This window comes from Xenorhabdus anantnagensis, assembly GCF_028598555.1.
GTDB lineage: Bacteria > Pseudomonadota > Gammaproteobacteria > Enterobacterales > Enterobacteriaceae > Xenorhabdus > Xenorhabdus anantnagensis.
In genome coordinates this window covers 19,171-45,517 of sequence record NZ_JAQRFN010000007.1, presented here as the reverse complement: position 1 = coordinate 45,517, position 26,347 = coordinate 19,171, and the positions used below count along the sequence as shown (strand labels likewise).

Below are 26,347 nucleotides of genomic sequence, written 5' to 3'. Positions count from 1 at the left end.
CTTTGCTGTATTTAAGGAGGTTTTGTGAAACATAAATCACTGGTATTGGCCACGATAATGGCTCTGGGAAGCTTATCTTGCATGACTGCTTCCGCTGCTGATTCGCTCTCTGTTCCACATATTTCTACTTCTGGCAACGCGATAGTTAAAGCGGCACCAGATATGGCTACGTTGATAATCTATGTGAGTGAAACTCAGAAAAGTGCGGCAGATGCAAAGAAAAAAGTAGATACACGCGTCGCGAAATATTTTGATTTTCTAAAAAGTAGTGGCATCGAAAAGAAATATATTGATGCTGCCAATTTGCGCACTCAGCCTGAATATCAATATGAACAAAAGACGGGAAAATCAAGTATTACGGGTTATAAAGCGTCACGTTCGGTTGAAGTGAAGGTTCACAAACTGGATAAACTGAATGCTTTACTGGATGGAGCCTTGAAAGCAGGTTTGAATGAAATCAGTTCCGTTCAGTTTAGTGTAGATAATCCACAACGTTATCGTGATGAAGCCAGACAAAAAGCCATCCAGAATGCCATTCAACAGGCAACTGTATTGGCAAAAGGGTTCAACGGTAAGTTAGGCCCAGTATACAGTATTAACTATCGTGCACCTGAAGCTGTGCCTATACCAATGAGCCGTCTGAAATATCAGACAGCTCTGATGGCAGCATCAGCTTCTGATTCGGCCAGTGAAACTTACGAACCTCAGAGCATTGAGTTTTCTGATCACGTTGATGCGGTTTTTGAGTTACAGCGTTAATTAGCATCATCTTCCTGACGTAGCATCTGGCGCCCTAGTTTTAGCAGGGCGTCAGTGACTTTTCTCATCGCTCCACTTTCTGGGGCAAAACGATGCCAATAAAGCATACGGCGTTGATACAGTCCTGGCGTTAGATCGACTAATTCACCGGCTCTCAGCTCTTTGTCGATTTGCAGGTGTGGGATCATACAACAAGTCGAACCTTGTTTTGCCAATTGAACGAATGCCTCGGAAGAATTCATGATATGGCAGGGCACACTTCCCGGTGATAAATCAAAATTCTGCTGTAAAAATGCTTGGTGCATATCATCTAAATGGTCGAATGCAACAGCAGGTGCTTTCAGTAGTGCCGAACGCGTGACACCATTCTGGAAAAAACGGTTTGCAAACTCTGGAGAGGCAACAAACAGATAATCCAGGGCACCTAATTTATCAACCAAACAGCTTGGTAGAGGCTGAGGCTGAATACTAATCGCCCCGACGACTTCGCCACGCCGTAAACGCTCTTGAGTCCGGGTTTCATCTTCCACCTGAATATTTAGCCGAATGGGTAAATCAGACAAAACAGGGTGGAGAGCCGGTAAAAACCATGTTGCCAAACTATCCGCATTAACAGCAAGAGAAAGTAATAACGGGATCTCGTTACTATTTTCATCGCCGAGCCATTGCGCTTCCAGCAGTTCTACCTGATGTAATAGCGCAAGCAGCTTTTGCCCTTGTTCTGTGGGGTGGGGGGGCACAGTGCGTACCAAGAGCGGTTGACCAAACATATTTTCTAATTGTTTGATTCTCTGAGATACCGCTGATTGGGTAATACAAAGTTTTTGCGCTGCTCGCTCGAAACCACGTTCTCTAATCACTGCATCTAATGCTTGCAATGATCGATAATCAGGACGTTTCATTGAAAATAAGATTCTCCGTGTTTGCTCTTTTTGTGTGATATGGCCCAATATCTTGAAGCGTTAAAACCATTATGTGGCCTAAATAGCACTATGCCATAAATAGCACTATGCCATATTTTTTCATGAGATGAGCCAATATTGTTTATACTAGCTGTCAGATTTTTTCTTGTAACTGATTATAGGCTGTGATTGATATGACTCAGGATGAACTGAAAAAAGCAGTAGGTTGGGCGGCATTAGAATACGTTAAACCAGACACCATTGTCGGTGTTGGTACAGGTTCTACGGCTGCGCATTTTATTGATGCGTTAGGAACTATCAAAGATAAAATTGAAGGTGCGGTATCTAGCTCAGAAGCATCGACAGAGAAACTAAAAAGTCTTGGCATCCCTGTGTTTGACTGCAATGAGGTTGACACTTTGGATATTTATGTTGATGGCGCAGATGAAATTAATGATCAAATGCAGATGATCAAAGGCGGTGGTGCAGCATTAACTCGAGAAAAAATCATTGCTGCGGTTGCAAAGAAATTTATCTGTATTATTGATTCATCTAAGCAAGTCGATGTGTTAGGTAAATTCCCTCTGCCAGTTGAAGTCATCCCAATGGCACGAGCTTATGTGGCCCGTGAGTTGGTGAAACTGGGTGGAACACCGGTTTATCGTGAAAACGTAGTGACAGACAATGGCAATGATATTTTGGATGTTCACAATCTCTCTATTGTTGATCCTGTTGAGTTAGAAAATAAAATCAATGGAATCGTTGGTGTGGTAACAGTGGGACTTTTTGCTAATCGAGGAGCTAACGTGGTACTGGTAGGTACTGCGGATGGCGTTAAAGTGCTCGCTAAATAATCGTTTTTGAGGGTGGAATATCCTGCCCTCAAAATATTTTTGTATTTTTTCAAAAAAAGAAATTTAGTGATATATATCACTCCGTTGTCTAACGAAAACTCAAAATCCCGTCTTTGTTCCGTAACGAATTATTTTACTTTGCATAACAACTTATTTACTGTTGCTTATTCTGTAATATAAGCAATCGATTGTATTGCCGTTGCTGTTTTTTTTGTTATTTTGATGGAATCGATATGCATTATGAAAGTTAGTGCAATTTTAGTACAACTTTAGTACAACTAGGGCGGGCAAATGGTTAAGGTATCTTTAGAAAAGGATAAAATTAAATTTCTGCTACTGGAAGGTGTTCATCTAAGCACAGTAGATAACTTAAAAGCAGCAGGATACAGCAATATTGAGTATCACAAAGGAGCATTAGAGCCTGAAGCGTTGAAAGAAGCGATTCGTGATGCCCGATTTGTGGGGATTCGTTCCCGTACTCAGCTGACGGAAGAAATTTTTTCCGCAGCGGAAAAGCTGGTTGCAATCGGGTGTTTTTGTATTGGCACTAACCAAGTTGACCTGAAAGCCGCTGCAAAACGTGGTATTCCTGTATTTAATGCACCTTTTTCCAATACTCGTTCAGTAGCTGAAATGGTATTGGGTGAGTTGCTGCTGCTATTGCGTCGTATTCCTGAGGCAAATGCAAAAGCGCACAATGGGGTATGGGATAAGCAGGCAAAAGGCTGCTACGAAGCGCGTGGGAAAAAATTAGGTATTATCGGTTACGGGCATATAGGCACACAGCTTGGTATTTTAGCTGAAAATATTGGTTTGAATGTCTATTTCTATGATATTGAAAATAAATTACCACTGGGTAATGCACAGCAAGTTCATCATTTATCTGAATTGTTGAATATGAGTGATGTTATCAGCCTGCACGTCCCTGAAACAGTTTCAACTAAGAATATGATTGGTGTGGCAGAATTAGAATTAATGAAGCCAGGTTCAATTTTGATCAATGCTTCACGTGGTACTGTAGTTGATATTCCGGCACTCAGCGAAGCGCTGGAAACAGGGCATCTCTCTGGTGCAGCTATTGATGTTTTTCCTCAGGAACCTACAACAAACAACGATCCTTTCATCTCACCATTAAGCAAGTTTGATAACGTATTGTTGACACCACATATTGGAGGATCAACACAAGAAGCCCAGCAAAATATTGGTTATGAAGTCTCAGGTAAGCTGGTCAAATACTCTGACAATGGTTCTACATTGTCGGCAGTTAACTTCCCTGAAGTATCACTTCCTGTTCATGCCAAAGATAGTCACCGATTACTGCATATCCATGAAAACCGCCCTGGTATTTTAACCAGCATTAACCAAGTGTTCACTGAGCAAGAAATCAATATTGATGCTCAATATTTACGGACTGACAGCGATATTGGTTATGTGGTGATTGATATCACGACGCAAAATTCAGCCCAAGCTGAATTGGTCTTGCAGAAACTGAAAGCCTTGCCAAGTACTATCCGTTCTCGTTTGCTTTACTGAAATATGATTGGTTGAGATATAATTGCCCGTTAACAAGAGCAATTATTGATTAAAACGAGATTCATTAGAAAAGGGGCTATTGAAAATACAATAGCCCCTATTAATCATTTAGAGATTTATACCCATCGCCATACTTTTTCTGGTGTAATAATTTCTGGCAGAGGGATATCCCAACTCGCACTGGGTAATTTCTCAACTAACTGAAAATTGTGAGCTAACCCAATAGGATAAAAATTCTGTTGTTGCCATCTTGCGAGGGTTCTATCGTAGAATCCCCCCCCCATACCTAAACGTTGCCCTGTATAATCGAAAGCGACAAGTGGAATAAGCATGACATTCAGTTCAGAGATGGGTAAAACCTGTCGGACATCCAATTGAGGCTCTTCTATATTAAAGCGGTTCCGAATAAGGGGGGTATCGGCGCAATAACGAAGAAACAGCAGGTGATTCCGGCTGAAGGGATGCAAGATTGGCAAATAGACCTGTTTATTTTGTTGCCAAAGTTGTTGAATCAGCGGCCGTGTATCTAATTCCCCATCAAAGGAGAGATAGAGGGCGATTTTATCTGCTTGCTGGATCTTAGGGTGAGCCATGACCTGTTTAACGGCTTGCTGGGCAAACTGTGATTGTTGTTCAGGAGATAGGCTTTGACGTAATTGGCGAACTTTTTTTCTAATGGATTTACGGAGAGAAAAGAAAGAATCTGATTGCATGATACCTGCCTATTAATTAATGCAGAAAAGGATACAAAACAGATAAAAATGTGGGGTTCTCCAAGATGCCGTTGCAGGTGGTAACCCTTGAACCCTTGGTTCAAGGTGAACGCAGAGTCGTTTCTATTAGGCTTCTTGGTCTAGGCCAAGCATGCTCACAAGAAACAGAGCACTACATTCTATGGATATAAAATATCGGCTCAGGGGACTTACCTGCTCACGAACACCTCAGAGAAATTTTTTGCTGCTTAACTACCTAAATAGACTCTAAGCAACGTTATGAAGCCTATTGTATGGAACTAAATGAAGAAAGCAACTGCTTATATTAATCTCTAGTGACTACTGCCTGATTTATCAACAAAATTCAGTTGATGGGTCGGAGTATCAGGTAATTTTACCTTGTTCTAACAGTGCTTTTTCAATGGACTGCTGGAGCATTCTTATTTTTTGTTCCATATTGTAGGCATAATCACGGGTTTTCATCTTCTCCTGTGCCAACTCGTGACAAACATTCAGTGCCACAATAAAAACCAGTTGCTCAGTGTTAGTTACTCTGGTGCGTTCTTTGAGGTTATGCAAACGCTGATCAAGTTCCTCAGCAGCAGCTTGCAATGCTTCAATCTGCTCTGGAGGACAATTGACACGTAATGACCGCCCAAAAATCTGAATATCTACTGGCTGTGCAGACATGACACCTTCCTGATTTATTACTGTGCCGACACCTTGTTTTTGACATATACCCCTTATCTTTCAAATTGCGGCTTTATTTGGCGGAGCTGCAATTTGAAATCTATTGGGCATAAATACATTTTGGTATAAAAACAAGGCCGACACCAATCATTACCGTACAATACCAAAAGCTTCCCTTTTTCTTCCCTTTATCTTTCAAGCCGCTGCTTTTGGGCAATGTTCATTCATCCCAGTCAGTTAGTTATAGATACAAAATGATCTATATCTCTGGGGATGGATGTCCTTGCCCTCACGCTGCAACTCGAAATCTATTGGGGATATATCGGTGTGTGCTGTCTGGTATAGCGACTCCCCTTGATGGTAGCATAGCATGAACTTATATCGCCAACGATGATCAATATACATGTCTATACAAAACTCATTACCTAATTATCAGTCATTTGATGAAATTTTGCATCAACAGTCCGTTGCGCTGACAGCAGCAGAAATGCATGGCTTAATCAGTGGATTACTATGTGGTGGAAGTCATGATAGTAGTTGGCAGACATTGGTGCATGATCTCACTAATGATGGTTTGGCATTTTCTCAGGTTTTGGCTCAGCCACTCAGGGAATTGTATGAAACGACGTTTGAATCACTGGATAACAGTAATTTCTCGTTTCATCTGTTACTTCCTGATGACGAAGCCGGGATTTTTGAATGCGCAGATGCGTTGGCGGGATGGGTGAATCACTTTCTGTTGGGGTTGGGAGTAGCGAATCCCAAATTAACAGAAAGGCCGGAAATTAAGGAAATTATCACCGATTTACGTAATATCGGCATGTTGGGCTATGACGAAAGTGAAGATCAGGAAGAATTATCTCAAGCCCTTGAAGAAATACTGGAATATATTCGTGTTGCAGTTCAACTCTGCTATATCGCGTTAGTGACACCTAAAACAGCAGGCAATGTAAAAAACGAAAAGCCAACGTTGCACTGATTGGCGATATTTATCCAATAGATTTCAAATTGTAGTGTAATGGCTGAAAGGAATCCTCAGAGACGTAGCTGATTGTATGATCAGGGAGGGGGAGTTAATACGACTAACCAAACAGCGATTTGAAAGATAAAGAGCATAATAATCAACAATGGAATTGCAGGAGAGGGTATGACTAAGCAAGAGTATTTATCCCGTCGTCAGGCATTATTGTCAAAAATGGCACCGGCCAGTGCTGCTATTATTTTTTCAGCCTCGCCTGCGACACGTAATTCAGATAGTGAATATCCCTACCGTCAGCACAGTGATTTTTTTTATCTGACAGGGTTCAATGAGCCGGAAGCCGTTCTGATACTGATCAAAAGCAATGAAACCCACAATCATAGCGTGTTGTTTAATCGAGTTCGTGATTTAACCGCGGAAATTTGGTCTGGTCGTCGCCTTGGTCAAGAAGTTGCACCGGAAAAATTGGGGGTGGATCGCGCCCTGCCATTCGATGATATCAATGAACAACTTTATTTGTTGCTGAATGGCTTGGAAGTGATTTATCACGCTCAAGGAGAATTTGAGTACGCTGATAAAATCGTATTTGATGCTTTGGATAAATTGCGCAAAAACGGCCGCCGTAATTTCAGTGCACCAATGGTTATGGCAGATTGGCGTCCGTGGGTGCATGAAATGCGTCTGTTCAAATCAAAAACAGAATTGGAAATCATGCGTAAAGCTGGGGAAATCAGTGCCCAGGCGCATACCAGAGCGATGCAGGTTTGCTGTCCTGACATGTTTGAATACCAGCTTGAAGCCGAAATTCACTATGAATTTACCCGTCAGGGTGCCCGTTACCCTGCTTATAACACCATCATTGGGGCGGGAGAAAACGCTTGTATCCTGCATTACACTGAAAATGAGCGTCGCATGAAAGACGGCGATTTAGTGTTGATTGATGCGGGTTGTGAATATGAGGGATATGCTGGTGATATTACGCGGACATTCCCGGTAAATGGTAAGTTTACGCGCCCTCAACGTGAAATCTATGACATTGTGCTGGAAGCCATCAATCTTTCCCTTGAACTGTACAGACCGGGTACTAGCATAAACAAGGTTACGGAGCAAGTTGTACGCGTCATGGTGGAGGGATTAGTTAAATTGGGAATTATGCATGGCGAAGTCGAACAATTGATCGAAACCAATGCTTACCGCCAATTTTTCATGCATGGTTTGAGTCACTGGCTGGGGCTGGATGTGCATGATGTCGGCGATTACGGTGTTGATCGTAATCGCATCCTGGAACCCGGTATGGTGCTGACTGTAGAGCCTGGGCTTTATATTGCACTGGATGCGGATGTCCCGCAGGAATACCGTGGTATCGGTATCCGTATTGAAGATGACATTGTGATAACGGAAACAGGAAATGAAAACCTGACTGAATTTGTCGTGAAAGATCCGGATGAGATAGAAGCTCTGATGGCACAGGCAAAGCACAATTAAGATAAAAGTAATCAGGAAGCTATAATGAACGTGATTATTGTGGGCGGAGGAATGACGGGAGCTACATTGGCTCTGGCTATTGCTTCGCTGAGTCGGGGGCAATTGCAAGTCTCCCTGATTGAAGCAGCAGAACCCACTCAGGAACATCCCGGTTTTGATGCAAGGGCTATTGCTTTGGCTTATGGGACATGTCAGCGCTTGAATCAGATTGGTATCTGGCCTGCGCTACAACATTGTGTTACCCCAATAACTCACGTTCATGTCAGCGACCGTGGTAATAGCGGTTTCGTCAATATCAGCGCTGGTGATTATGATATACCGGCATTAGGCAATGTGATTGAATTGCATGATGCTGGAATCCATCTTTTTGATTTATTAAAACAGTCTCCAAATATTAAACTTCACTGTCCGGCCAGAGTGAGTTCCGTTGACCGTTTGGAAAGTTCTGTGGTGGTTACGCTGGATAATGGTGAAAAATTAACAGGAGAACTGTTGGTGGCTGCGGATGGTAGCCACTCTGCAATAGCTCAAGCGTGCAATATACCATTTCAGCGGCAATCTTATGAGCAGACAGCAATTATTGCCAATGTACTGACTTCTGAACATCCTCAAGGAAGGGCATTCGAGCGTTTTACCAAACATGGCCCATTGGCGCTGTTACCTATGTCCGAGGGACGTAGTTCGCTGGTATGGTGTCACCCACTGGAAAAACAGTCAGAAATCAATAACTGGAACCAAAACGAATTCCGCCAACATCTGCAAAAAGCATTTGGCTGGCGTTTGGGGAAAATGCTGGAAACCGGCCAACGACACAGCTATCCATTAGCTTTGTCGACAGCCAGTAGGCAAGTTAGCCACCGTCTGGCCTTGGTAGGCAATGCATCCCAAACTTTGCACCCTATCGCTGGGCAGGGTTTTAACCTTGGGATGCGTGATGTTATGGCTCTGGCACAGGTTATTTCAGCAGCGGTTACTTCAGGGCAAGACATTGGTTCCTATAAGGTACTGGCACAATATCAGCAACAGCGTCAGGCAGATCGTGAAACCACCATTGAAATCACAGATGGATTGGTCAGGTTATTTGCCAATGACTATTTACCGTTAAGAATTGGGCGTAATTTAGGCTTAATGACGATGGAAATATTACCACCAATGCGGGATTTATTTGCCTGTCGGACATTGGGTTGGGTTGCACAGTCACCATTGGCAGATTAAGAGGAAAGAAAAAATGCAATCATTTGATGTGGTGATCGCAGGGGGCGGAATGGTTGGCCTTGCGCTGGCCTGTGGTTTGCAAGGTAGCGGTTTGCGCATCGCGATTGTAGAAGAATACCCACCGATAAAGCCATTTGATGCCAATGATGAATATGCGTTGCGGGTTTCAGCCATCAATGCAGCCAGCGAACGATTACTAACCCACCTTGGTGTCTGGCAGGATATCCTCGCGATGCGAGCCAGACCTTATCAGGGCATGGAAGTTTGGGATCAGGATAGTTTCGGGCGTATTCAGTTCAATGTGGCAGAAAATGGCCTGACACACTTGGGCCATATCATCGAAAACCATGTAATCCGACAAGCGCTCTGGCAACGTGCGGAAAGTCTGCCAAACGTGATGATTTTTACTCCATCCTCTCTTAAGAATGTTGCTTGGGGAGAAAACGAAGCCTTCATTACTTTATCTGATGAAAGAATGCTGACTTCACGTTTAGTCATTGGTGCAGACGGCGCTCATTCTTGGTTGCGCCAACATGCAGATATTCCGCTGACTTTCTGGGATTATGAACACCATGCGCTGGTGGCGACAATTCGTACTGAGGAACCGCATGACAATGTTGCGCGGCAGGTTTTCCATGGTGATGGAATACTGGCTTTCTTGCCACTGCCAGATCCTCACCTATGTTCGATTGTTTGGTCATTACCGGCTGGATCTGCACAACAGCGTAAATCTATGGAGCCGGAACTGTTTAATCGGCAACTGAGCGTGGCATTTGATATGCGTCTTGGTCAATGTGAACTGATCAGTGATCGACAAACCATTCCATTGATAGGGCGTTATGCCCGCAATTTTGCTGCTCATCGATTGGCACTATTGGGTGATGCGGCACACACTATCCACCCACTGGCTGGTCAGGGCGTCAATCTAGGGTTTATGGATGTGGCAGAACTGATCGGTGAATTGAGTCGCTTGAACCAACAAGGAAAAGATATCGGTCAGTATCTCTATCTGGGGCGCTATGAACGTCGCCGCAAACACAGTGCTGCGGTTATGCTCGCGGGTATGCAGAGTTTCCGCCAGCTATTTGATGGCAATAATCCAGCTAAAAAATTATTGCGTGGAATTGGATTAACACTGGCTGATCACTTACCAGGAATGAAACCGCAGTTGCTTCGCCATGCAATGGGACTCAATGATCTCCCTGATTGGCTAATGTCTCAAACCTCTTCAGTTGAAAAAATCTAATTCAGCTCATTATTTATAATTAGTTTTTCTAATGTTGATCTAAAGTGTGTTAAGTGGATTTGCTTCACACTTTAGTCTTTTTTTAACCTAAAAATATTGTTTCTGGCTGTTTATTAAAAATTTTGAGTGTTATGACACAATAAATTAGATAAAAATTCCGCATGATAGTGAGTGGTTTTCAGGATTATCACTACAGCGTAGCTAATTTATTTTATGGTTCATTTCCTGTTTCAGTGATAACTTCTGATCCCAAGGTATCGTTTGCGTTATTAACCGCTTCTTTGCTTCATGATCCAACACCTGTCGGTTAATACGCCGTATGTTTTTTCAGGTCACGAATGTTTTCATGTCAAGAATGGAAAGAGGGAAATAATGTCAAAACACACCCCACTATATGATCAACATCTGGCATGCGGAGCACGCATGGTCGATTTTCATGGCTGGATGATGCCTCTGCACTATGGCTCACAAATCGACGAGCATCATACAGTGCGTACTGATGCCGGTATGTTCGACGTTTCCCACATGACAATTGTGGATCTACACGGTACTGGTTGCCGTGATTTTCTCCGTTACCTTCTGGCCAATGACATTGCCAAGCTGACCGAGCAGGGCAAGGCACTTTATACCGGAATGTTAAACGCTTCTGGCGGTGTCATTGATGATCTGATTGTCTACTTCTTCACCAATAACTTTTATCGTATGGTTGTTAACTCGGCGACCCGTGAGAAAGACTTAGCATGGATTAACCAACATGCTGGGAAATATGACGTTGAGATTACCGTGCGTGATGATTTGGCTCTGATTGCTGTTCAGGGGCCAAACGCGCAAGCTAAAGTTCAATCGTTGTTAAGTGATGAACAGAAGCAAGCAGTAATCGGGATGAAACCTTTCTTTGGCGTTCAGTCGGGAAATCTATTTATCGCAACGACGGGTTATACCGGTGAAGCAGGTTATGAAATCGCATTGCCTAAAGAACAAGCGGCAGATTTCTGGCAACAGTTGTTGGTAGTCGGCGTGAAGCCCGCTGGATTGGGGGCACGTGACACATTGCGTCTCGAAGCAGGTATGAATCTTTATGGTCAAGAAATGGATGAAACCATTTCACCACTGGCAGCCAACATGGGATGGACAGTAGCTTGGAAACCGGAAGATCGTCAGTTCATTGGCCGTGAAGCATTGGAGAAGCAACGTGAAACAGGCACTGAACAATTGGTTGGATTGGTCATGCGTGAAAAAGGAGTATTGCGTGGCGGTTTAACGGTCAGCTTCACTAATGATTCAGGCGAAATGCGCTCCGGAATTATTAGCAGTGGAACATTCTCCCCAACCTTAGGATTTAGCATCGCTCTTGCACGTGTACCGCAAGGTATTGGTGAACAGGCGGTTGTCCAGATCCGTAATCGTGAAATTCCCGTTCAGGTTGTTAAACCGGGCTTTGTGCGGATGGGTAAATCGCTCGTAGAGTAATTTTTTGGTTGTAATGCTTTGATTATTGTAATGTTTTAGTTGTTGTAACATTTTGCTCAATGAACAAAAAACAAGGAGATGGCAACTATGAGTCATGTACCAGCAGAATTAAAATATACAGAATCACATGAATGGGTTCGTTCGGAAGGTGATGGTGAATACACCATAGGTATTACCGAACATGCCCAGCAATTATTGGGAGATATGGTATTTGTTGATTTGCCTGAAATAGGCACAGCGGTAAATAGTGGTGATGATTGTGCCGTTGTAGAATCAGTCAAAGCGGCATCTGATATTTACGCGCCACTGAGCGGTAAGATTATCGCTGTTAACCCTGAGCTGGAAGGTTCTCCCGAATTAGTGAACAGTGAACCCTATAACGAAGGTTGGCTGTTCCGCATCAAAATAACTGATGAGAGTGAACTCGCTAATTTGCTTGATGCTGAAGGTTATCAGTCACTCTTGGAAGAAAACGAGTAACTGTATTTGAGCGCCCCATTCACAATGTGATATGGGGCGTTTTTTTATATGCCGTTTTTTATAGCCGACAAATTTCAAGTAACAGAACATAACGCTGTAACTTGCAAGATAAAGGCATAGTTAGTTTCAGGAAATTATCATCAATGACTCAGACATTAATCCAACTTGAAAATCAAGGTGAATTCATTCGTCGCCACATTGGTTCTTCTGCTGAACAGCAAACAGAAATGCTGGCAATAGTAGGCGCAAATTCTCTTGATGATCTGACCAATAAGATCGTTCCCCGTGATATCGCATTATCAGAGCCTCCTGCGGTTGGTGAAGGCGCAACTGAACAGCAGGCATTGGCTGAATTGAAAGCGATGGCGAGCCAGAACCAACGCTATCAATCGTATATCGGCATGGGATACACACCCTCAATACTTCCCCCTGTCATTTTGCGTAATTTGCTGGAAAACCCTGGCTGGTATACTGCATATACCCCCTACCAACCAGAAGTTTCTCAAGGCCGATTAGAAGCTTTGCTGAATTTTCAGCAAGTTACCATTGACCTGACGGGATTGGATCTTGCTTCTGCTTCATTACTGGATGAAGCAACGGCAGCGGCAGAAGCCATGGCAATGGCAAAACGGATCAGCAAGCTGAAAGGTGCTGAGCGTTTCTTTGTGGCAGATGACATTCATCCACAGACGTTGGATGTTGTGCGTACCCGTGCTGAAACATTTGGATTTGAAGTCATTGTTGATAAAGCAGAAAAAGTACTGGAACTGGAAGGGATCTTTGGTGCCCTGCTGCAACAAGTGGGAACAACGGGCGAAGTTCACGATTACAGTGACCTTATTGCAAAACTGAAAGAACGTAAAATCATCGTCAGTGTTGCTGCGGACTTTATGGCACTGGTCATATTGACCGCGCCGGGTAAACAAGGTGCTGACATTGTATTTGGTTCTGCACAGCGTTTTGGTGTGCCGATGGGATACGGTGGCCCTCATGCCGCTTTCTTTGCCTGCCGTGATGAATCCAGGCGTTCCATGCCGGGTCGTATTATCGGTGTTTCCCGTGATGCAGCAGGTAACAGGGCGCTGCGCATGGCGATGCAAACACGTGAGCAGCATATTCGCCGTGAAAAAGCGAACTCCAATATCTGTACTTCTCAAGTTTTGCTGGCGAACATTGCAGGAATGTATGCCGTTTACCACGGTTCAGAAGGTCTGAAGCGCATTGCTGGCCGTATCCATCGATTGACAGATATTCTGGCTGCTGGCTTGCAAAAAGCGGGTGTCACACTGCGTCATAAAACATGGTTTGATACGTTGACCATTGACGTATCGGATAAGGCCCAGATACTGGCAAGAGCGGAAAAAGCGCACATTAACCTGCGTACCGATATTCTTGGTGCTGTTGGGGTATCATTGAGTGAAAAAACCAGCCGTGATGACTTGATAACCTTGTTTCAAGTGATTACGGGTTCTGACTCAATACTGGATATCAAAGCTCTTGATCTTGAAATAGCGGCAGACAGCCAATCCATTCCTGCCTCCATGCTGCGTAATGACGAAATTTTGACACATGACAACTTCCGTCGTTACCACAGTGAAACCGACATGATGCGATATATGCATAGTCTGGAGCGTAAAGATCTGGCGCTGAATCAAGCCATGATTCCGCTGGGTTCATGTACCATGAAACTGAATGCAGCAGCGGAAATCACACCGATTACATGGCCTGAATTTACCGATATGCACCCTTTCTGCCCAGCAGAGCAAGCGGAGGGTTATCATCAGCTGATCAGCCAGCTTTCCCATTGGTTGGTACTGTTGACCGGATATGATGCATTTTGCATGCAGCCCAACTCCGGTGCACAAGGGGAATATGCTGGTCTGCTGGCAATTCGCCGCTATTACATCAGCCGCGGGGAGCAACACCGCCATGTTTGCCTGATCCCAAGCTCGGCTCACGGTACAAATCCTGCCTCTGCGCATATGGCGGGCATGGCCGTTGTTGTTGTGAACTGTGATAAAGAAGGCAACATCGATCTGGTTGATTTGCGCGAAAAAGCGGAAAAGCACAGCAACGATCTTGCTTGTATCATGGTGACTTACCCCTCAACTCACGGTGTATATGAAGAAACCATCCGTGAAATCTGCGATGTCATTCATCAAAATGGCGGTCAGGTTTACCTTGATGGCGCGAACATGAACGCTCAAGTGGGGATTACCACACCGGGTTTTATTGGCGCAGATGTTTCACACTTGAACCTGCATAAAACCTTCTGTATCCCACATGGCGGCGGTGGCCCAGGCATGGGGCCGATTGGCGTGAAAAAACATCTTGCCCCATTTGTGCCGGGTCATTCAGTGGTAGAAATGGATGGAGTCACTACATTAGGTGCAGTATCCGCAGCGCCATTTGGCAGTGCATCCATTCTGCCAATTAGTTGGATGTATATTCGCATGATGGGAGCAAAAGGGTTGAAACAAGCCAGCCAAGTTGCGATCTTGAATGCAAATTACATCGCATCCCGCCTGAAAGGAGCCTATGAGATCCTCTATACCGGACGTGATGGATATGTTGCCCACGAATGTATTCTGGACATTCGCCCATTGAAAGAAGAGTTCGGTATCAGTGAAATGGATATCGCCAAGCGTTTGATTGACTACGGTTTCCATGCTCCAACCATGTCATTCCCAGTTGCGGGAACTTTGATGGTTGAGCCAACGGAATCAGAAAGTAAAGTTGAAATTGATCGCTTCATTGACGCAATGCTGGCAATTCGGGAAGAAATCAGCAAAGTGGCAAGAGGAGAATGGCCTTTGGAAGATAACCCATTGGTCAACGCACCACACATCCAGACTGAATTGATTTCTGATTGGAATCACGCATACAGCCGTGAAATTGCCGTTTTCCCAACCGTGGAAACCAAAGCCAATAAATACTGGCCGACAGTTAAACGTCTCGATGATGTCTACGGTGACCGCAATTTACATTGCTCTTGTGCGCCGATTGACGATTATCGTTAATGGCGATTTATAAATATGCGATTAAACCTTCGTCCAGCAGGACGGGGGTTTATCATTAGTGAATATATCGAAAGTGTTTTCACAACACGCTAGCGACTTTTTCTTCAAAGTATTTTTTAGTATATGGAAAAGGCGTAATATAGCGACTACGATTTCATAGGCAGCCAAGGAAGAATAACCTAATATCCAATTTTGCTTTTTGTTACCTTCACTCTGGTCGTTAGATACAATATCGGACATTCTTACTATGACGATGCTTCAAATTTCACGTACATTTATTTCTCAAACAACCTCCACCAGCGTACCGGTCTGGATGGAGTTTTATTATTTCTATAGTTAGCTAAAGTTAACCCTCCCTTTAATCGTAAACATAATTCCCTGTGTTTTTATTAATAACACACAATTATTGTTTAGTGATTTCATAACTTACATTATTTCTTAAATAATCCCATTAAAATTTAAAAAATAGGGTAAAGGCAACATTGGCTTTGGCTAATTTGTGGCGCGCTTTTTCCATACTTGAATTATGACCGTAGGAGTTAATCGGTAATGTCATTTTATAAGAAAATCAGTTCGAATAAACCAGCTGGGATGCGCAATTGGTTTGGATTGTTGGTATTAATGTTGCCTGTTTTATTAGTTACTGTGGACAATACTATTTTGGGGTTTGCCTTGCCCAAAATAGCCAGAACCTTGGCTCCGAGTGCCAATCGGCAATTATGGATAATAGATGCTTATTCTTTGGTGCTGGCAGGATTGTTGGTTTCTATGGGGAGCATTGGGGATCGAGTCGGACACCGTAAGTTATTGCTATTAGGATCGTTGGGATTCACCGTTGTTTCAGTTTTAACCGCATTATCTGCATCGCCAGAACAATTAATTGTTGGCCGCGCAGCTCTTGGTTTTTTTGGTGCGATGCTGATGCCATCAACGCTGGCTTTGATTAGTTGTCTTTTTGAAGATCGTGAACAGCGTCGTATTGCTGTTGCTATTTGGGCAACAACTCTAACCGTTGGTTCGGCTCTGGGGCCTGTTATTGGCGGCGTTTTATTGCAATATTTCGACTGGAATTCTATTTTCTTGTTGGCTGTTCCTGTATTGATCCCTTTATTGATTTTTGGCCCCATTTTATTACCTGCATCTGACCAAAAACAGACCAAATTTATTGACGGTTATAGTGTCTTATTATCAATTATCGCGATGGCAAGCATTGTATATGCTATTAAGCATATTGCTAGTGATGGATTTGAAATCGGTGTCATTGTTGCATTAATTATAGGTTTGATTACGGGAGGATATTTTATACGCAGACAGCGGGAATTACCCGTGCCGCTGCTGGATATTTCCTTGTTCCGTAATGGCGTATTTGCGGGTTCGGTGATGGTGAATTTATTGAGTTTGGGGTTATTGGTCGGTTTTGTCTTTTTTGCCACTCAGTTTCTGCAAATAGTGTTAAATATGGAACCGCTATTCGCTAGCTTTGCATTGATGCCGGGACAAATTATGGCAATTATTGTCGGAATGGCAATAGTCCCCGTCGCTCAAAGAATATCAGCACATTGGCTTATGTCTATTTTGCTCGCTTTAGCAGGATTGGCATTTTTCTTAATAGCTTGTGTCGGCAGTGATCTGATTTCCATCATTATCACTTTTGCATTGTTGTGTATAGGTGTAGGGGCGATTGCTTCTGTTTCCAATGACTTGATACTTTCAGCCGTTCCCTCTTCGAAAGCCGGCGCAGCTTCAGCCATCAGCGAAACAGCATATGAAGTTGGTGTTGTTTTTGGAACAACTATAATCGGTGGATTATTGACCGCTTTTTATCAACTGAACCTGAAATTGCCTGATGAAATTTCTCAAGAGCAGGCCAGATTGGCACTGGAAACACTGGCTGGTACTTATGCAGTCGCTGATTCATTGACTGGCATAGAAAAGCAGCTACTGGTGGATGCAGCGAAGTACTCTTTTACCAATGCCATTTATATGACAAGTTGGTTAACGGCAGTATTGACCGGAATTGTCGCTTTAGTTGCTTGGCATTTAATTAGAAAATCTGAAAAAACAAATATAATTTAACCTTAATAATCTGATAGATATTTTGATGAAATATAGGCACGTTTTTTAAGTGCCTATTTCCATATCTTAAAATAAAATTATTAGTGAAATTTAATTCCAATAAAATTGATATTATTAATTTGGAATCTCTCTTTTTATCTGTATTTTTATTGTTTTTGATATTTATATCTGAAATGAGTTAATCTAAAAATAAATCAATAAATGATCTATCGGCATCCATGAATAGGAATGCCAAATCAGAAAGAAACCGCCACCATATAGAACGAAACGGGAGTCATCCCAAAACCGGTTTTTCATTGACGACCGGTTGGTACAAAAATAATAGAAGGAGGCGTTTATGAATGGCGCGGAAAGTCTATTGAGATCGTTAATCGCCAGCGGCGTAACGGTCTGTTTCGGAAATCCTGGCACCTCGGAAATGCATTTTGTCTCGGCTCTTGATAGCGTCAGTGAAATGCGATGTATACTTGGTCTTCACGAAAATGTTGTTACGGGCGCGGCTGATGGCTATGCCAGAATGGCGGAAAAGCCTGCCTGTACTTTACTTCATCTTGGACCCGGCCTATCAAACGGACTTGCCAATCTTCACAACGCCCGTCGGGCATCCAGTGCGATTGTAAATATCGTCGGTGATCATGCCTTATCCCATGCCGGTATTGATGCGCCATTGGCATCGGATATCATCGGTATCGCTCGCCCGGTATCAGATTGGGTTTATACCTCCATCAGTGCGAGAAATGTTGGTGCTGATGCAGCAAGGGCTGTACAAGCCGCAAATAGAGCGCCTGGTAGTATTGCTACTTTGATCTTGCCAGCAGATACAGCATGGAATGATGCTGATGATATTGCGAATCCGCTTCCATTCGCATCCCCCATTGACGTTTCACATCACACAATTGAGCGAGTGGCAGCGCAATTACGTCATGCCTCATCTCCTGCCATCTTATTGCGAGGTAATGTACTCAAAGATGAGGGCCTCATCTTTGCAGGCCGAATAGCAAAACATACAGGAGCCAGATTGTTGTGTGATACTTTTGCTCCTCGTTTGCAACGTGGCGCGGGTCGGGTAGTGGTGGAAAGGTTACCCTATTTTGCCGAGCAGGTATTGGAAAGTTTACGGGGAATTGATTTGCTGGTGCTGGTCGGAGCTAAACCCCCTGTTAGCTTCTTTGCCTATCCTGAGAAATCTGGTTGGTTGACACCGGAAGGATGTATGCTTTCTGTACTTTCCCATTCCCATGAAAATGGCTGTAGTGCATTGTCTGCGTTGGTTGAAGCTCTTGGTGCGGGCAAAGATTCGTTTTCGGTTGCTAGGTTGAGTCTCCCGGAATTTTCACGCTCAGGTGCATTGGATGCGCGGGCAGTGATGCAGGCAGTGGCACGGCATATGCCAGAAAATGCAATTTTGGCGGATGAATCTGTCAGCTCTGGCTTTGCTCATTATGGTATTACAGCATCATCAGTGCCGCATGATTATCTGAATCTGACCGGAGGAGCCATTGGCAGTATGATGGCAGTATCGATAGGTGCTGCGGTGGTTTGCCCTGACCGCAAAATCATTACATTAGTGGGGGATGGCAGCGCTATGTATACTCTCCAGTCTCTTTGGACTCAGGCGCGAGAAAAACTGAATGTCACAACTGTCATTCTGGCAAACCGAGGATACAAAGTGCTCCACAATGAACTGATACGAGTAGGAGCAGCTCAGAAAGGAATAAAAGCTCACTCAATGATTGAACTGACTGATCCACAAATTGATTGGGTTTCTCTGGCGCATGGCATGGGGATTGAGGCGGTACGAGTGGAATTACACGCGGGATTTGAAGATGCCTTTTTATCTGCCATGCGACATCAAGGCCCTCGCTTGATAGAGGCGGTTATTAACTGAATATGTTTAATTACTTGAATACGTTTAAAAAGTTAATTTGAAGCTGTCAGAGTCTGTATCTGACAGCTTGGTTTAGAAGATCAAGGTGAAAATTATTTTAACCAACCTTTTTCTTTTGCTGCTTCCAATTGTGGCAGCAGATATTCCCATAGCTCAGGGTAACTTTCGGAAACAAAATGAAGCAGGTTGTAAACTTGCTCAAAGCGAATATTGTTCTCAACCCAGCTCTGCCCTTGGTTATGCAGGTTCATAAATACCGGCATAATTCTATCGAGTGTTTTGGCAAATAATGCTTCAGGAGTGATGGAATCTTCGTATTCGTACCAAAGTTCCAGAAAATAATCTCGCTGAGTTTCCGGCAATAACCCAAAAATACGGTTGGCCGCTTTAACTTCCTGTTCGTGAATGGCTTCACGGGCAGCCAGATCGAACGCGATAACATCACCTGCATCGATCTCAACAATGTCATGAATCAAAGCCATTTGCACGACGCGACCAATATTGACATCCCCGGCATAAGGAGCAAAGCCAAGCACGGCAAGAGCAAAGTGCCAGCTATGTTCAGCAGAGTTTTCATGGCGCATGTTGTTCAATAATTTCGTTTTGCGATGGACATATTTTAACTTATCCAGCTCCATGATAAACGCAATGATATCGGTGAAAGGGCCAAAATTAACAGGAGGTACAGCTAATGACATACAAAAACCTCAATAATTATTTTTCTTCGTCTAATGAATAGGGCAACACTTGAATGGTAAGAGTACTACCTTCATCTTCACGGATACGGAATACGCTTTCTATTTCCATATCATTATTCATGACCACTTGTACCCAGATTGAACCATCAACCAATTTGACCGCCGCCAGCACCGAACCTGTCCGACGCCATTTATCGCCTAATTGCCATTCCAAATCGTCACCAGCGACAGGCAGAGACGAGGCACTACCTGCCAGCCAATACATGGCACGCTTGTTTGCCCCACGATACTTGGCCCGGGCGACCATTTCCTGACCGGTATAACAGCCTTTCTTAAAGCTGATACTGTTTTCGATTGCCTGAAGATTTGTCGCTTGTGGAATAAATTGTGCGCTATTGGCCGCATCAATCACAGGTGAGCCTGCTTCAACCTCCAGTGCCAGCCATTGCTGACTATCATTCAACTGCGACTGGAACTCTTCGGTTAATGCTTCAGTTAATTTAACGGCAGTTGTTCTGTCTGTAACTAAAAGGAAACGTTCAGCGGGAAGCCCAAAGTGGAGAAGCGTTGTAGTTTCGTGCTGAATAACGGGGGATTTGGCATCGGGCAGGGTTGGGAAGAATGTTGCCAGAGCTTCCCGGCTTCCTGTACCGGCTACACCAAGCAAGATACTTTCTTCATCTTTGGTAAACGTCACTTTGGAAAACACGGCATATTTTTTTAATTCAGTTAATTGCGTTTCCAACAATGAGCGGCGTGCAATATAGGCAAAACCTCCACCGCGTTGAAACAGCCGTAAGTTACTCCACATTTTGCCTTTGGCATCACAATGTGCGGTTAACACATGCTGGTTATCATTCAAAGAGGTAAGATCTGCTGTAATTTGTCCTTGCAGATACTTTTCCGCGTCAGCCCCAGTAGCAGTCACTATTCCCCAATCATCAAGGGAAATTAAAGTTAGTGGGAGTGTTGCTGAAGGAGATGGATATTGTGCAGAAAACGGAATTTGGTAAGCCATAGCAGCTCCTGCCAGTAAACTATCTGAGAAATAACACTAATGGTAAAAGAGAAGTAGCTTAATGCAAAGGGGTTATTCTTGTTATTTATAGATGATGCATTTATTACCAATCTGTTGCGATATGCTTCGCAACTTGTCGATATATCTGGTGATTCTACCCCGGTTGGTGATGAAAAACAGGTCAGAATCGTTGATAATCTTGCCCGACTATGAAATTTTGTAACCGTGATCATATTTGAAACGACGGGTGACTTGTTAATCTTTCGCGATCTAATTGTCACGATCTTATTCTTCCCTGATCTTAATATTGCTGTCTCAATGGCACGAATGAAAATGATAAAGAGGCTTTTTAAACATGGATATTGATAATAAAGCACGTATTCACTGGGCATGTCGTCGTGGAATGCGTGAACTGGATATTTCTATCATGCCATTTTTTGAGTATGAATATGATTCATTGAATGATAATGACAAACGAATTTTTGTTCGTTTGCTGGAATGTCCAGACCCTGATCTTTTCAATTGGCTCATGAATCATGGACGACCGGAAGATGATGAGCTTTACCATCTGGTGAAATTAATCCAAAGCAGAAACCAAGCCCGTGGTCCTGTGGAACAATAAACTAAGGGAATCTCGCCATACTCGCCTGTTTTCCACGGGCGTACATGGTGCAGTTGCAATTGCGGCTTTATTGGCTCCCTGGTCAATTAACAGTGTTCTCTTCTGGCTTCCATTGTTTGCCATCATCATAAGCAGTTGGATGTGGAGTCAGAAAAATATCCGGCGATGTCAGGGCAGGCTAGTACTGTTCAAAGGCAAAAAAGTGCATTGGCAAAAAGCGGCTTGGAGCATTACTCAGCCACCGTGGTTCCATCGCTATGGAATGGTCGTTATGCTCCATGCTTTTAATCGAACAGAAAACGGTCGGGCAGAAAATATGCGCTATCAACCGCCAATCCGATTATGGGTGGCATCAGATAGTATGTCACCTGAGGCGTGGCGCCATTTGAATCAACTAATGCGCCAATACTCTGATAGCTAAAATGGATAGCTAAAATGGATAGCTAAAATGGACAGTTAAAACAGTGCTTCCATTTCAGCCAATATTTGCATGCACCATTCGCTTAAACGTTCATCTGTTTGTTCGAATTGGTTTACATCGTCCAGAGCTAGCCCGACAAATTGTTTGCCATCTTCGGACAAAGGTTTCGGGCTGGTAAATTCATAACCTTCTGTCGGCCAGAACCCAATAAACTGTACACCTGTCGGTAGCAAGTGGTGATACAGCATTCCCAATGCATCCAGAAACCATTCACTATAATCGATTTGATCCCCCATTCCATACATGGCAACGATTTTTCCTGCCAGATCCAACGAGGGAAGCTGATCCCAAATAGCCTGCCAATCTTCCTGCAACTCCCCGAAATCCCAAGTTGGGATACCGAGGATCAGGACAGAATATTCTTCCATCAATTGGGGATCACAATCTTTGACATTATGTATGTCGATCAGATCTTCACCGAGTATATCGCGTATTTTTTCTGCTACCATTTCTGTATAACATGTACTGGAACCGTAAAAGAGACCAATTTTCATCATTATTTATCAGGGAGTTTCGAATATCAGGGGCGGTATTGTAACAGAATAATTGCTTTTTCAGGCATAATAGCCGACAGGAAGGCACAGATAGGCAGACAGAAAGGAGGGCTTGTGCCAAAAGAACACAACCTGTCAGACAACCATTCATCGGACAATCCTCTGATAGAGCAATTTCTCGATACTATATGGCTGGAAAAAGAGCTGGCCGAAAATACTTTGACTTCTTATCAGCTTGATTTGCAAGCCTTAAACAATTGGTTAGTGCATTATGGCCATGATTTACTGTCAGTACAGTCGATAGAACTACAATCATTTTTGGCTGAACGGGTGGATGGTGGTTATAAAGCGAGTAGCTCAGCCAGATTACTGAGTGCAATGAGAAGGTTGTTTCAATATCTTTATCGTGAAAGAATGCGGGAAGATGATCCAACAGCGTTACTATCTGCGCCTAAATTACCTAAGCGTTTGCCCAAGGATTTAAGCGAAAAACAAGTTGAAGATTTGCTTGGTGCTCCTTTAACTGACCAACCAATTGAACTGCGGGATAAAGCTATGTTAGAAGTGCTTTATGCTTGTGGGTTACGAGTTTCAGAATTGGTTGGCTTGACCCTGTCTGATGTAAGCCTACGTCAGGGAGTGGTCAGAATTGTGGGTAAAGGAAATAAAGAAAGATTGGTTCCTCTGGGAGAAGAGGCTGTTTATTGGCTGGAAAAATATCTGGAATATGGGCGTCCATGGTTATTGAATGGCTCTGTCTCTGATGTATTCTTTCCCAGTAAGCGGGGAACGCAGATGACACGCCAGACATTCTGGCATCGGATCAAACACTATGCCATATTGGCAGGGATTGACGCTAAACGCTTGTCACCTCATGTGCTACGGCATGCTTTTGCAACACATTTACTCAATCATGGCGCTGACTTACGTGTTGTGCAAATGTTATTAGGTCATAGTGACCTCTCGACAACTCAAATATACACTCATGTAGCAACCGAACGTCTTAAGGCGCTTCATCAACAACATCATCCCCGTGGATAGCTTCAAAGTTAGATGAACATAAAGGAACAAATCATGAAGAAGATTACGTTTTGCCTTTCATTACTGTTGGCTGCTGTTGCCAGCAATGCTTTTGCTGGTGAGAGTGCTATCAATAAGTCATTGTCCAAACTGAAAATAACCGCAGAAAGCATTACTCCATCACAATTTCCAGGTGTGAGTGCAATTTTAACCGATCATGGTGTTGTTTACATGTCTAATGATGGTAAGCACATGTTAATGGGGCGACTTTATGATGTGAGTGGCAAAGCACCGAAAGATATTGGCAATCCGATTTTGGTTAAAAAATTGGAATCTTTTAAAAATCAAATGATTATTTACAAGGCGCCAAAAGAAAAATATGTTGTCACTGTTTTTACTGATATCACTTGTGGTTATTGTCAGAAATTGCATGGGGACATGCAAAAATATAACGATCTGGGGATCACTATTCGTTATCTGGCGTTTCCTCGTCATGGAGAGCACCATCAATCGGCTAAAGATATGCAGTCCATTTGGTGCAGTGCGACACCGAAAAAATCATTGGACGCTGTTTTTAAAGGTGAAAAAGTCTCTCCAATTAAAGAATGCAAAATTGATATCATGAAACAATATCAGCTGGGCCGCCAATTTGGCGTTCAGGGTACGCCAGCCATTATCCTGAAAGATGGCTATGTGCAGCCTGGTTACTCGGAACCGAAAGATTTGCTGGATACATTGAAGAAACATAGCAATTAATTGAAATAGATAATGCATCCCATTCAGTGAATGCAATTTAGTGAATACAATTTAGTGAATGCAATTTAGTGAATACAATCTAGTGAATAAAAACCTGTGAATAGAGAAACACAACTCCGCCGTCGACCAGCGGCGGATTCCAGCCATCTTCCCAACAATATCCATCCGTTATTGCGCCGTTTATACGCTATACGTGGCATACGCCAAGCTGATGAACTGGAACGTGGCGCAAGTGGTCTCCTCAATTATCAATCCCTTAATGGCATTGAGCAGGCCGTTTCCTTTCTGGTTACAGCATTACATGAACATTGGCGCATCATGATTGTTGGGGATTTCGATGCAGATGGAGCAACCAGCACCGCATTGGGTATTCGCGCTTTGCGTGCAATGGGATATCGTCACCTTGATTATCTTGTTCCAAACCGTTTTGAAGATGGTTATGGATTAAGCGTTCAGGTGGTTGATGAGGTTGTCAAAAAAAGCGCGGATTTGATTATCACCGTGGATAATGGAATCTCATCCCATGATGGTGTTGCAGCGGCACATCAACACGGAATCAAGGTGATTATTACTGATCATCATTTACCGGGTGAAACATTGCCAGACGCGGATGCCATTATTAATCCCAATTTAATAGACTGCGCCTTTCCTTCTAAAGCCTTGGCAGGCGTTGGTGTCACATTTTATCTGATGTCTGCACTCAGGGCAGAATTGCGCAAATTGGCATGGTTTGAGCAGCAAGGCATTCCATTACCCAATTTGGCTGAGTTATTGGATCTAGTGGCATTGGGTACAGTGGCCGATGTGGTTCCTCTCGATACCAATAACCGAATTCTGGTATATCAAGGATTAAACCGCATTCGTGCAGGACGTTGCTGTGCGGGGATAAGAGCACTGCTCGAAGTTTCTAAACGGGAATCGACAAAATTAGCAGCCAGTGATTTGGGCTTTTCATTGGGGCCAAGATTAAATGCCGCCGGGCGTCTGGATGATATGTCTGTTGGCGTGGCGTTATTGTTGACCGATGATATGGCCCATGCCCGCCAGATTGCCTGTGAATTGGATGGCCTGAACCAAACTCGCCGGGAAATCGAGCAGGGAATGCAGCAAGAAGCCTTACAGATTTGCGATAAAATCGAGCGGACCCATACTCAGCTACCTTACGGGTTAGCAATTTACCATCCTGAATGGCATCAGGGCGTAGTGGGCATTTTGGCATCACGAATTAAAGAGCGTTTTCACCGTCCGGTTATTGCTTTTGCTCCGGCAGGTGATGGTACTTTGAAAGGTTCGGGACGTTCCGTAAATGGTTTGCATATGCGTGATGCACTTGAACGCCTTGATACCCTGTATCCGGGGTTGATGTTGAAGTTTGGTGGTCATGCAATGGCAGCAGGTTTGTCAATCGAACAAGACAAATTTGACCTGTTTCAGCGTCATTTTTCCGAGTTGGTGGCAGACTGGCTGGATATCGCCCAATTGGAAGGTGTGATCTGGAGCGATGGTGAATTGGCGTTAGGAGAACTATCACTGGAAGTTGCTGAAATCCTGCGTGACGGAGGTCCGTGGGGGCAGGCATTTGCAGAACCGGTTTTTGACGGTAAATTCAAACTACTGCAACAGCGCATCGTTGGTGAAAATCACCTGAAAGTCATGCTTGAGCCATTAAATGGTGGGCCTATGTTAGATGGCATTGCATTTAACATTGATGTCAGTCGCTGGCCGGATAATAGTGTCAAAACGGTAGAATTAGCCTATAAACTGGATATTAACGAATTTCGTGGTAATCGTAATGTTCAGCTTTTGATCCAACATATTTGGCCCTACTGAATTATCAAATCTCCGGTAATGCTATATATCCAATTAGCTTTTACCCTTCATCTTTTAAATTGCAATTTTGTTGGTTGCTATTTAAAAGATGAAGGGTATAAACCCTTTGATAGATCCG

General features: G+C 43.6%; 24 protein-coding genes and 1 other RNA gene. 18 read left to right on the top strand and 7 right to left on the bottom strand.

What is annotated here, in order from left to right; genetic code table 11:
* The first annotated feature begins 24 nt into the window (after nucleotides 1-24).
* Nucleotides 25-759, top strand: a complete 735-nt coding sequence (locus tag PSI14_RS07260; RefSeq protein ID WP_273575267.1) for an oxidative stress defense protein — start codon at nucleotides 25-27, stop codon at nucleotides 757-759.
* On the opposite strand, the gene PSI14_RS07255 is transcribed toward PSI14_RS07260, so the two are convergent.
* Nucleotides 756-1,661, bottom strand: coding sequence for a LysR family transcriptional regulator ArgP (locus tag PSI14_RS07255; protein ID WP_273575266.1), 906 nt, complete (start codon nucleotides 1,659-1,661; stop codon nucleotides 756-758). The two genes, PSI14_RS07260 and PSI14_RS07255, sit on opposite strands and share 4 nt — an antisense overlap.
* Nucleotides 1,662-1,855: 194 nt before the next feature.
* Here PSI14_RS07255 and rpiA point away from each other — a divergent pair, with 194 nt between their 5' ends.
* Together rpiA and serA are read left to right on the top strand one after the other, a co-directional pair.
* Nucleotides 1,856-2,515 (top strand): ribose-5-phosphate isomerase RpiA, encoded by a 660-nt coding sequence (rpiA, locus tag PSI14_RS07250; protein WP_273575264.1) that lies wholly within the window; start codon nucleotides 1,856-1,858, stop codon nucleotides 2,513-2,515.
* Between the two features lie 291 nt (nucleotides 2,516-2,806).
* Complete coding sequence (gene serA, locus PSI14_RS07245; RefSeq protein WP_273575263.1) at nucleotides 2,807-4,048, top strand: phosphoglycerate dehydrogenase; 1,242 nt, start codon at nucleotides 2,807-2,809, stop codon at nucleotides 4,046-4,048.
* Between the two features lie 116 nt (nucleotides 4,049-4,164).
* Here the strand turns inward: serA and PSI14_RS07240 are convergent, their stop codons facing one another.
* The 3 genes from PSI14_RS07240 to zapA form a co-directional block, all read right to left on the bottom strand.
* On the bottom strand, nucleotides 4,165-4,761 hold the full coding sequence (locus tag PSI14_RS07240; RefSeq protein ID WP_273575262.1) for a 5-formyltetrahydrofolate cyclo-ligase: 597 nt from the start codon (nucleotides 4,759-4,761) through the stop codon (nucleotides 4,165-4,167).
* 53 nt (nucleotides 4,762-4,814) lie between these two features.
* A non-coding RNA gene (ssrS, locus tag PSI14_RS07235) (6S RNA) lies at nucleotides 4,815-4,999 on the bottom strand.
* Between the two features lie 146 nt (nucleotides 5,000-5,145).
* Nucleotides 5,146-5,451 (bottom strand): cell division protein ZapA, encoded by a 306-nt coding sequence (gene zapA, locus PSI14_RS07230; RefSeq protein WP_273575260.1) that lies wholly within the window; start codon nucleotides 5,449-5,451, stop codon nucleotides 5,146-5,148.
* Between the two features lie 403 nt (nucleotides 5,452-5,854).
* On the opposite strand from zapA, the gene PSI14_RS07225 reads away from it, so the two are divergent.
* The 9 genes from PSI14_RS07225 (at nucleotide 5,855) to PSI14_RS07185 (ending at nucleotide 19,310) form a co-directional block, all read left to right on the top strand.
* Nucleotides 5,855-6,430: a YecA/YgfB family protein gene (locus PSI14_RS07225; RefSeq protein WP_273575259.1), complete on the top strand. Its 576-nt coding sequence runs from the start codon at nucleotides 5,855-5,857 to the stop codon at nucleotides 6,428-6,430.
* Nucleotides 6,431-6,598: 168 nt separating this feature from the next.
* Nucleotides 6,599-7,915: a Xaa-Pro aminopeptidase gene (gene pepP / locus PSI14_RS07220; protein ID WP_273575257.1), complete on the top strand. Its 1,317-nt coding sequence runs from the start codon at nucleotides 6,599-6,601 to the stop codon at nucleotides 7,913-7,915.
* A gap of 24 nt (nucleotides 7,916-7,939) precedes the next feature.
* Nucleotides 7,940-9,130, top strand: a complete 1,191-nt coding sequence (gene ubiH, locus PSI14_RS07215; RefSeq protein ID WP_273575256.1) for a 2-octaprenyl-6-methoxyphenyl hydroxylase — start codon at nucleotides 7,940-7,942, stop codon at nucleotides 9,128-9,130.
* A 13-nt stretch (nucleotides 9,131-9,143) separates the two neighbouring features.
* Nucleotides 9,144-10,376, top strand: a complete 1,233-nt coding sequence (gene ubiI / locus PSI14_RS07210) for an FAD-dependent 2-octaprenylphenol hydroxylase (RefSeq protein WP_273575255.1) — start codon at nucleotides 9,144-9,146, stop codon at nucleotides 10,374-10,376.
* Between the two features lie 372 nt (nucleotides 10,377-10,748).
* Nucleotides 10,749-11,846 carry a glycine cleavage system aminomethyltransferase GcvT gene (gene gcvT, locus PSI14_RS07205; protein WP_273575254.1) on the top strand — a complete coding sequence of 366 codons (1,098 nt, stop codon included), beginning with the start codon at nucleotides 10,749-10,751 and terminating at the stop codon, nucleotides 11,844-11,846.
* 87 nt (nucleotides 11,847-11,933) lie between these two features.
* Nucleotides 11,934-12,326, top strand: coding sequence for a glycine cleavage system protein GcvH (gcvH, locus tag PSI14_RS07200; protein WP_273575253.1), 393 nt, complete (start codon nucleotides 11,934-11,936; stop codon nucleotides 12,324-12,326).
* A gap of 143 nt (nucleotides 12,327-12,469) precedes the next feature.
* Nucleotides 12,470-15,346, top strand: coding sequence for an aminomethyl-transferring glycine dehydrogenase (gene gcvP / locus PSI14_RS07195; protein ID WP_273575252.1), 2,877 nt, complete (start codon nucleotides 12,470-12,472; stop codon nucleotides 15,344-15,346).
* Between the two features lie 549 nt (nucleotides 15,347-15,895).
* On the top strand, nucleotides 15,896-17,422 hold the full coding sequence (locus PSI14_RS07190; protein ID WP_273575251.1) for an MFS transporter: 1,527 nt from the start codon (nucleotides 15,896-15,898) through the stop codon (nucleotides 17,420-17,422).
* Nucleotides 17,423-17,759: 337 nt separating this feature from the next.
* Nucleotides 17,760-19,310: an acetolactate synthase large subunit gene (locus PSI14_RS07185; RefSeq protein ID WP_273575250.1), complete on the top strand. Its 1,551-nt coding sequence runs from the start codon at nucleotides 17,760-17,762 to the stop codon at nucleotides 19,308-19,310.
* A gap of 92 nt (nucleotides 19,311-19,402) precedes the next feature.
* Here PSI14_RS07185 and PSI14_RS07180 read toward each other — a convergent pair whose 3' ends face one another.
* Nucleotides 19,403-20,008, bottom strand: coding sequence for an HD domain-containing protein (locus PSI14_RS07180; protein WP_273575248.1), 606 nt, complete (start codon nucleotides 20,006-20,008; stop codon nucleotides 19,403-19,405).
* A 16-nt stretch (nucleotides 20,009-20,024) separates the two neighbouring features.
* Entirely contained in the window at nucleotides 20,025-21,026 is a 1,002-nt protein-coding gene (gene ygfZ, locus PSI14_RS07175; RefSeq protein WP_273575246.1) for a tRNA-modifying protein YgfZ, read from the bottom strand.
* Nucleotides 21,027-21,104: 78 nt separating this feature from the next.
* Here ygfZ and PSI14_RS07170 point away from each other — a divergent pair, with 78 nt between their 5' ends.
* The 3 genes from PSI14_RS07170 to PSI14_RS07160 all read left to right on the top strand — a co-directional run bounded on the left by PSI14_RS07170 (nucleotide 21,105) and on the right by PSI14_RS07160 (nucleotide 22,069).
* Nucleotides 21,105-21,239, top strand: coding sequence for a hypothetical protein (locus PSI14_RS07170; protein WP_273575245.1), 135 nt, complete (start codon nucleotides 21,105-21,107; stop codon nucleotides 21,237-21,239).
* Nucleotides 21,240-21,381: 142 nt separating this feature from the next.
* Nucleotides 21,382-21,648, top strand: a complete 267-nt coding sequence (gene sdhE / locus PSI14_RS07165; protein ID WP_273575244.1) for an FAD assembly factor SdhE — start codon at nucleotides 21,382-21,384, stop codon at nucleotides 21,646-21,648.
* Nucleotides 21,629-22,069 carry a protein YgfX gene (locus PSI14_RS07160; protein WP_273575243.1) on the top strand — a complete coding sequence of 147 codons (441 nt, stop codon included), beginning with the start codon at nucleotides 21,629-21,631 and terminating at the stop codon, nucleotides 22,067-22,069. The genes sdhE and PSI14_RS07160 overlap by 20 nt, the downstream gene beginning before the upstream one ends.
* Nucleotides 22,070-22,104: 35 nt before the next feature.
* Here PSI14_RS07160 and fldB read toward each other — a convergent pair whose 3' ends face one another.
* Nucleotides 22,105-22,623 carry a flavodoxin FldB gene (gene fldB / locus PSI14_RS07155; protein ID WP_273575383.1) on the bottom strand — a complete coding sequence of 173 codons (519 nt, stop codon included), beginning with the start codon at nucleotides 22,621-22,623 and terminating at the stop codon, nucleotides 22,105-22,107.
* A 114-nt stretch (nucleotides 22,624-22,737) separates the two neighbouring features.
* On the opposite strand from fldB, the gene xerD reads away from it, so the two are divergent.
* The 3 genes from xerD (at nucleotide 22,738) to recJ (ending at nucleotide 26,229) form a co-directional block, all read left to right on the top strand.
* The gene (xerD, locus tag PSI14_RS07150) at nucleotides 22,738-23,664 is read left to right on the top strand and encodes a site-specific tyrosine recombinase XerD (RefSeq protein ID WP_273575242.1); all 927 of its coding nucleotides are present in this window, start codon (nucleotides 22,738-22,740) and stop codon (nucleotides 23,662-23,664) included.
* A 33-nt stretch (nucleotides 23,665-23,697) separates the two neighbouring features.
* A complete protein-coding gene (dsbC, locus tag PSI14_RS07145; protein ID WP_273575241.1) occupies nucleotides 23,698-24,399 on the top strand; it encodes a bifunctional protein-disulfide isomerase/oxidoreductase DsbC in 702 nt (233 codons plus the stop codon).
* Between the two features lie 96 nt (nucleotides 24,400-24,495).
* A complete protein-coding gene (gene recJ / locus PSI14_RS07140) occupies nucleotides 24,496-26,229 on the top strand; it encodes a single-stranded-DNA-specific exonuclease RecJ (RefSeq protein ID WP_273575240.1) in 1,734 nt (577 codons plus the stop codon).
* The last annotated feature ends 118 nt before the right edge of the window (nucleotides 26,230-26,347 follow it).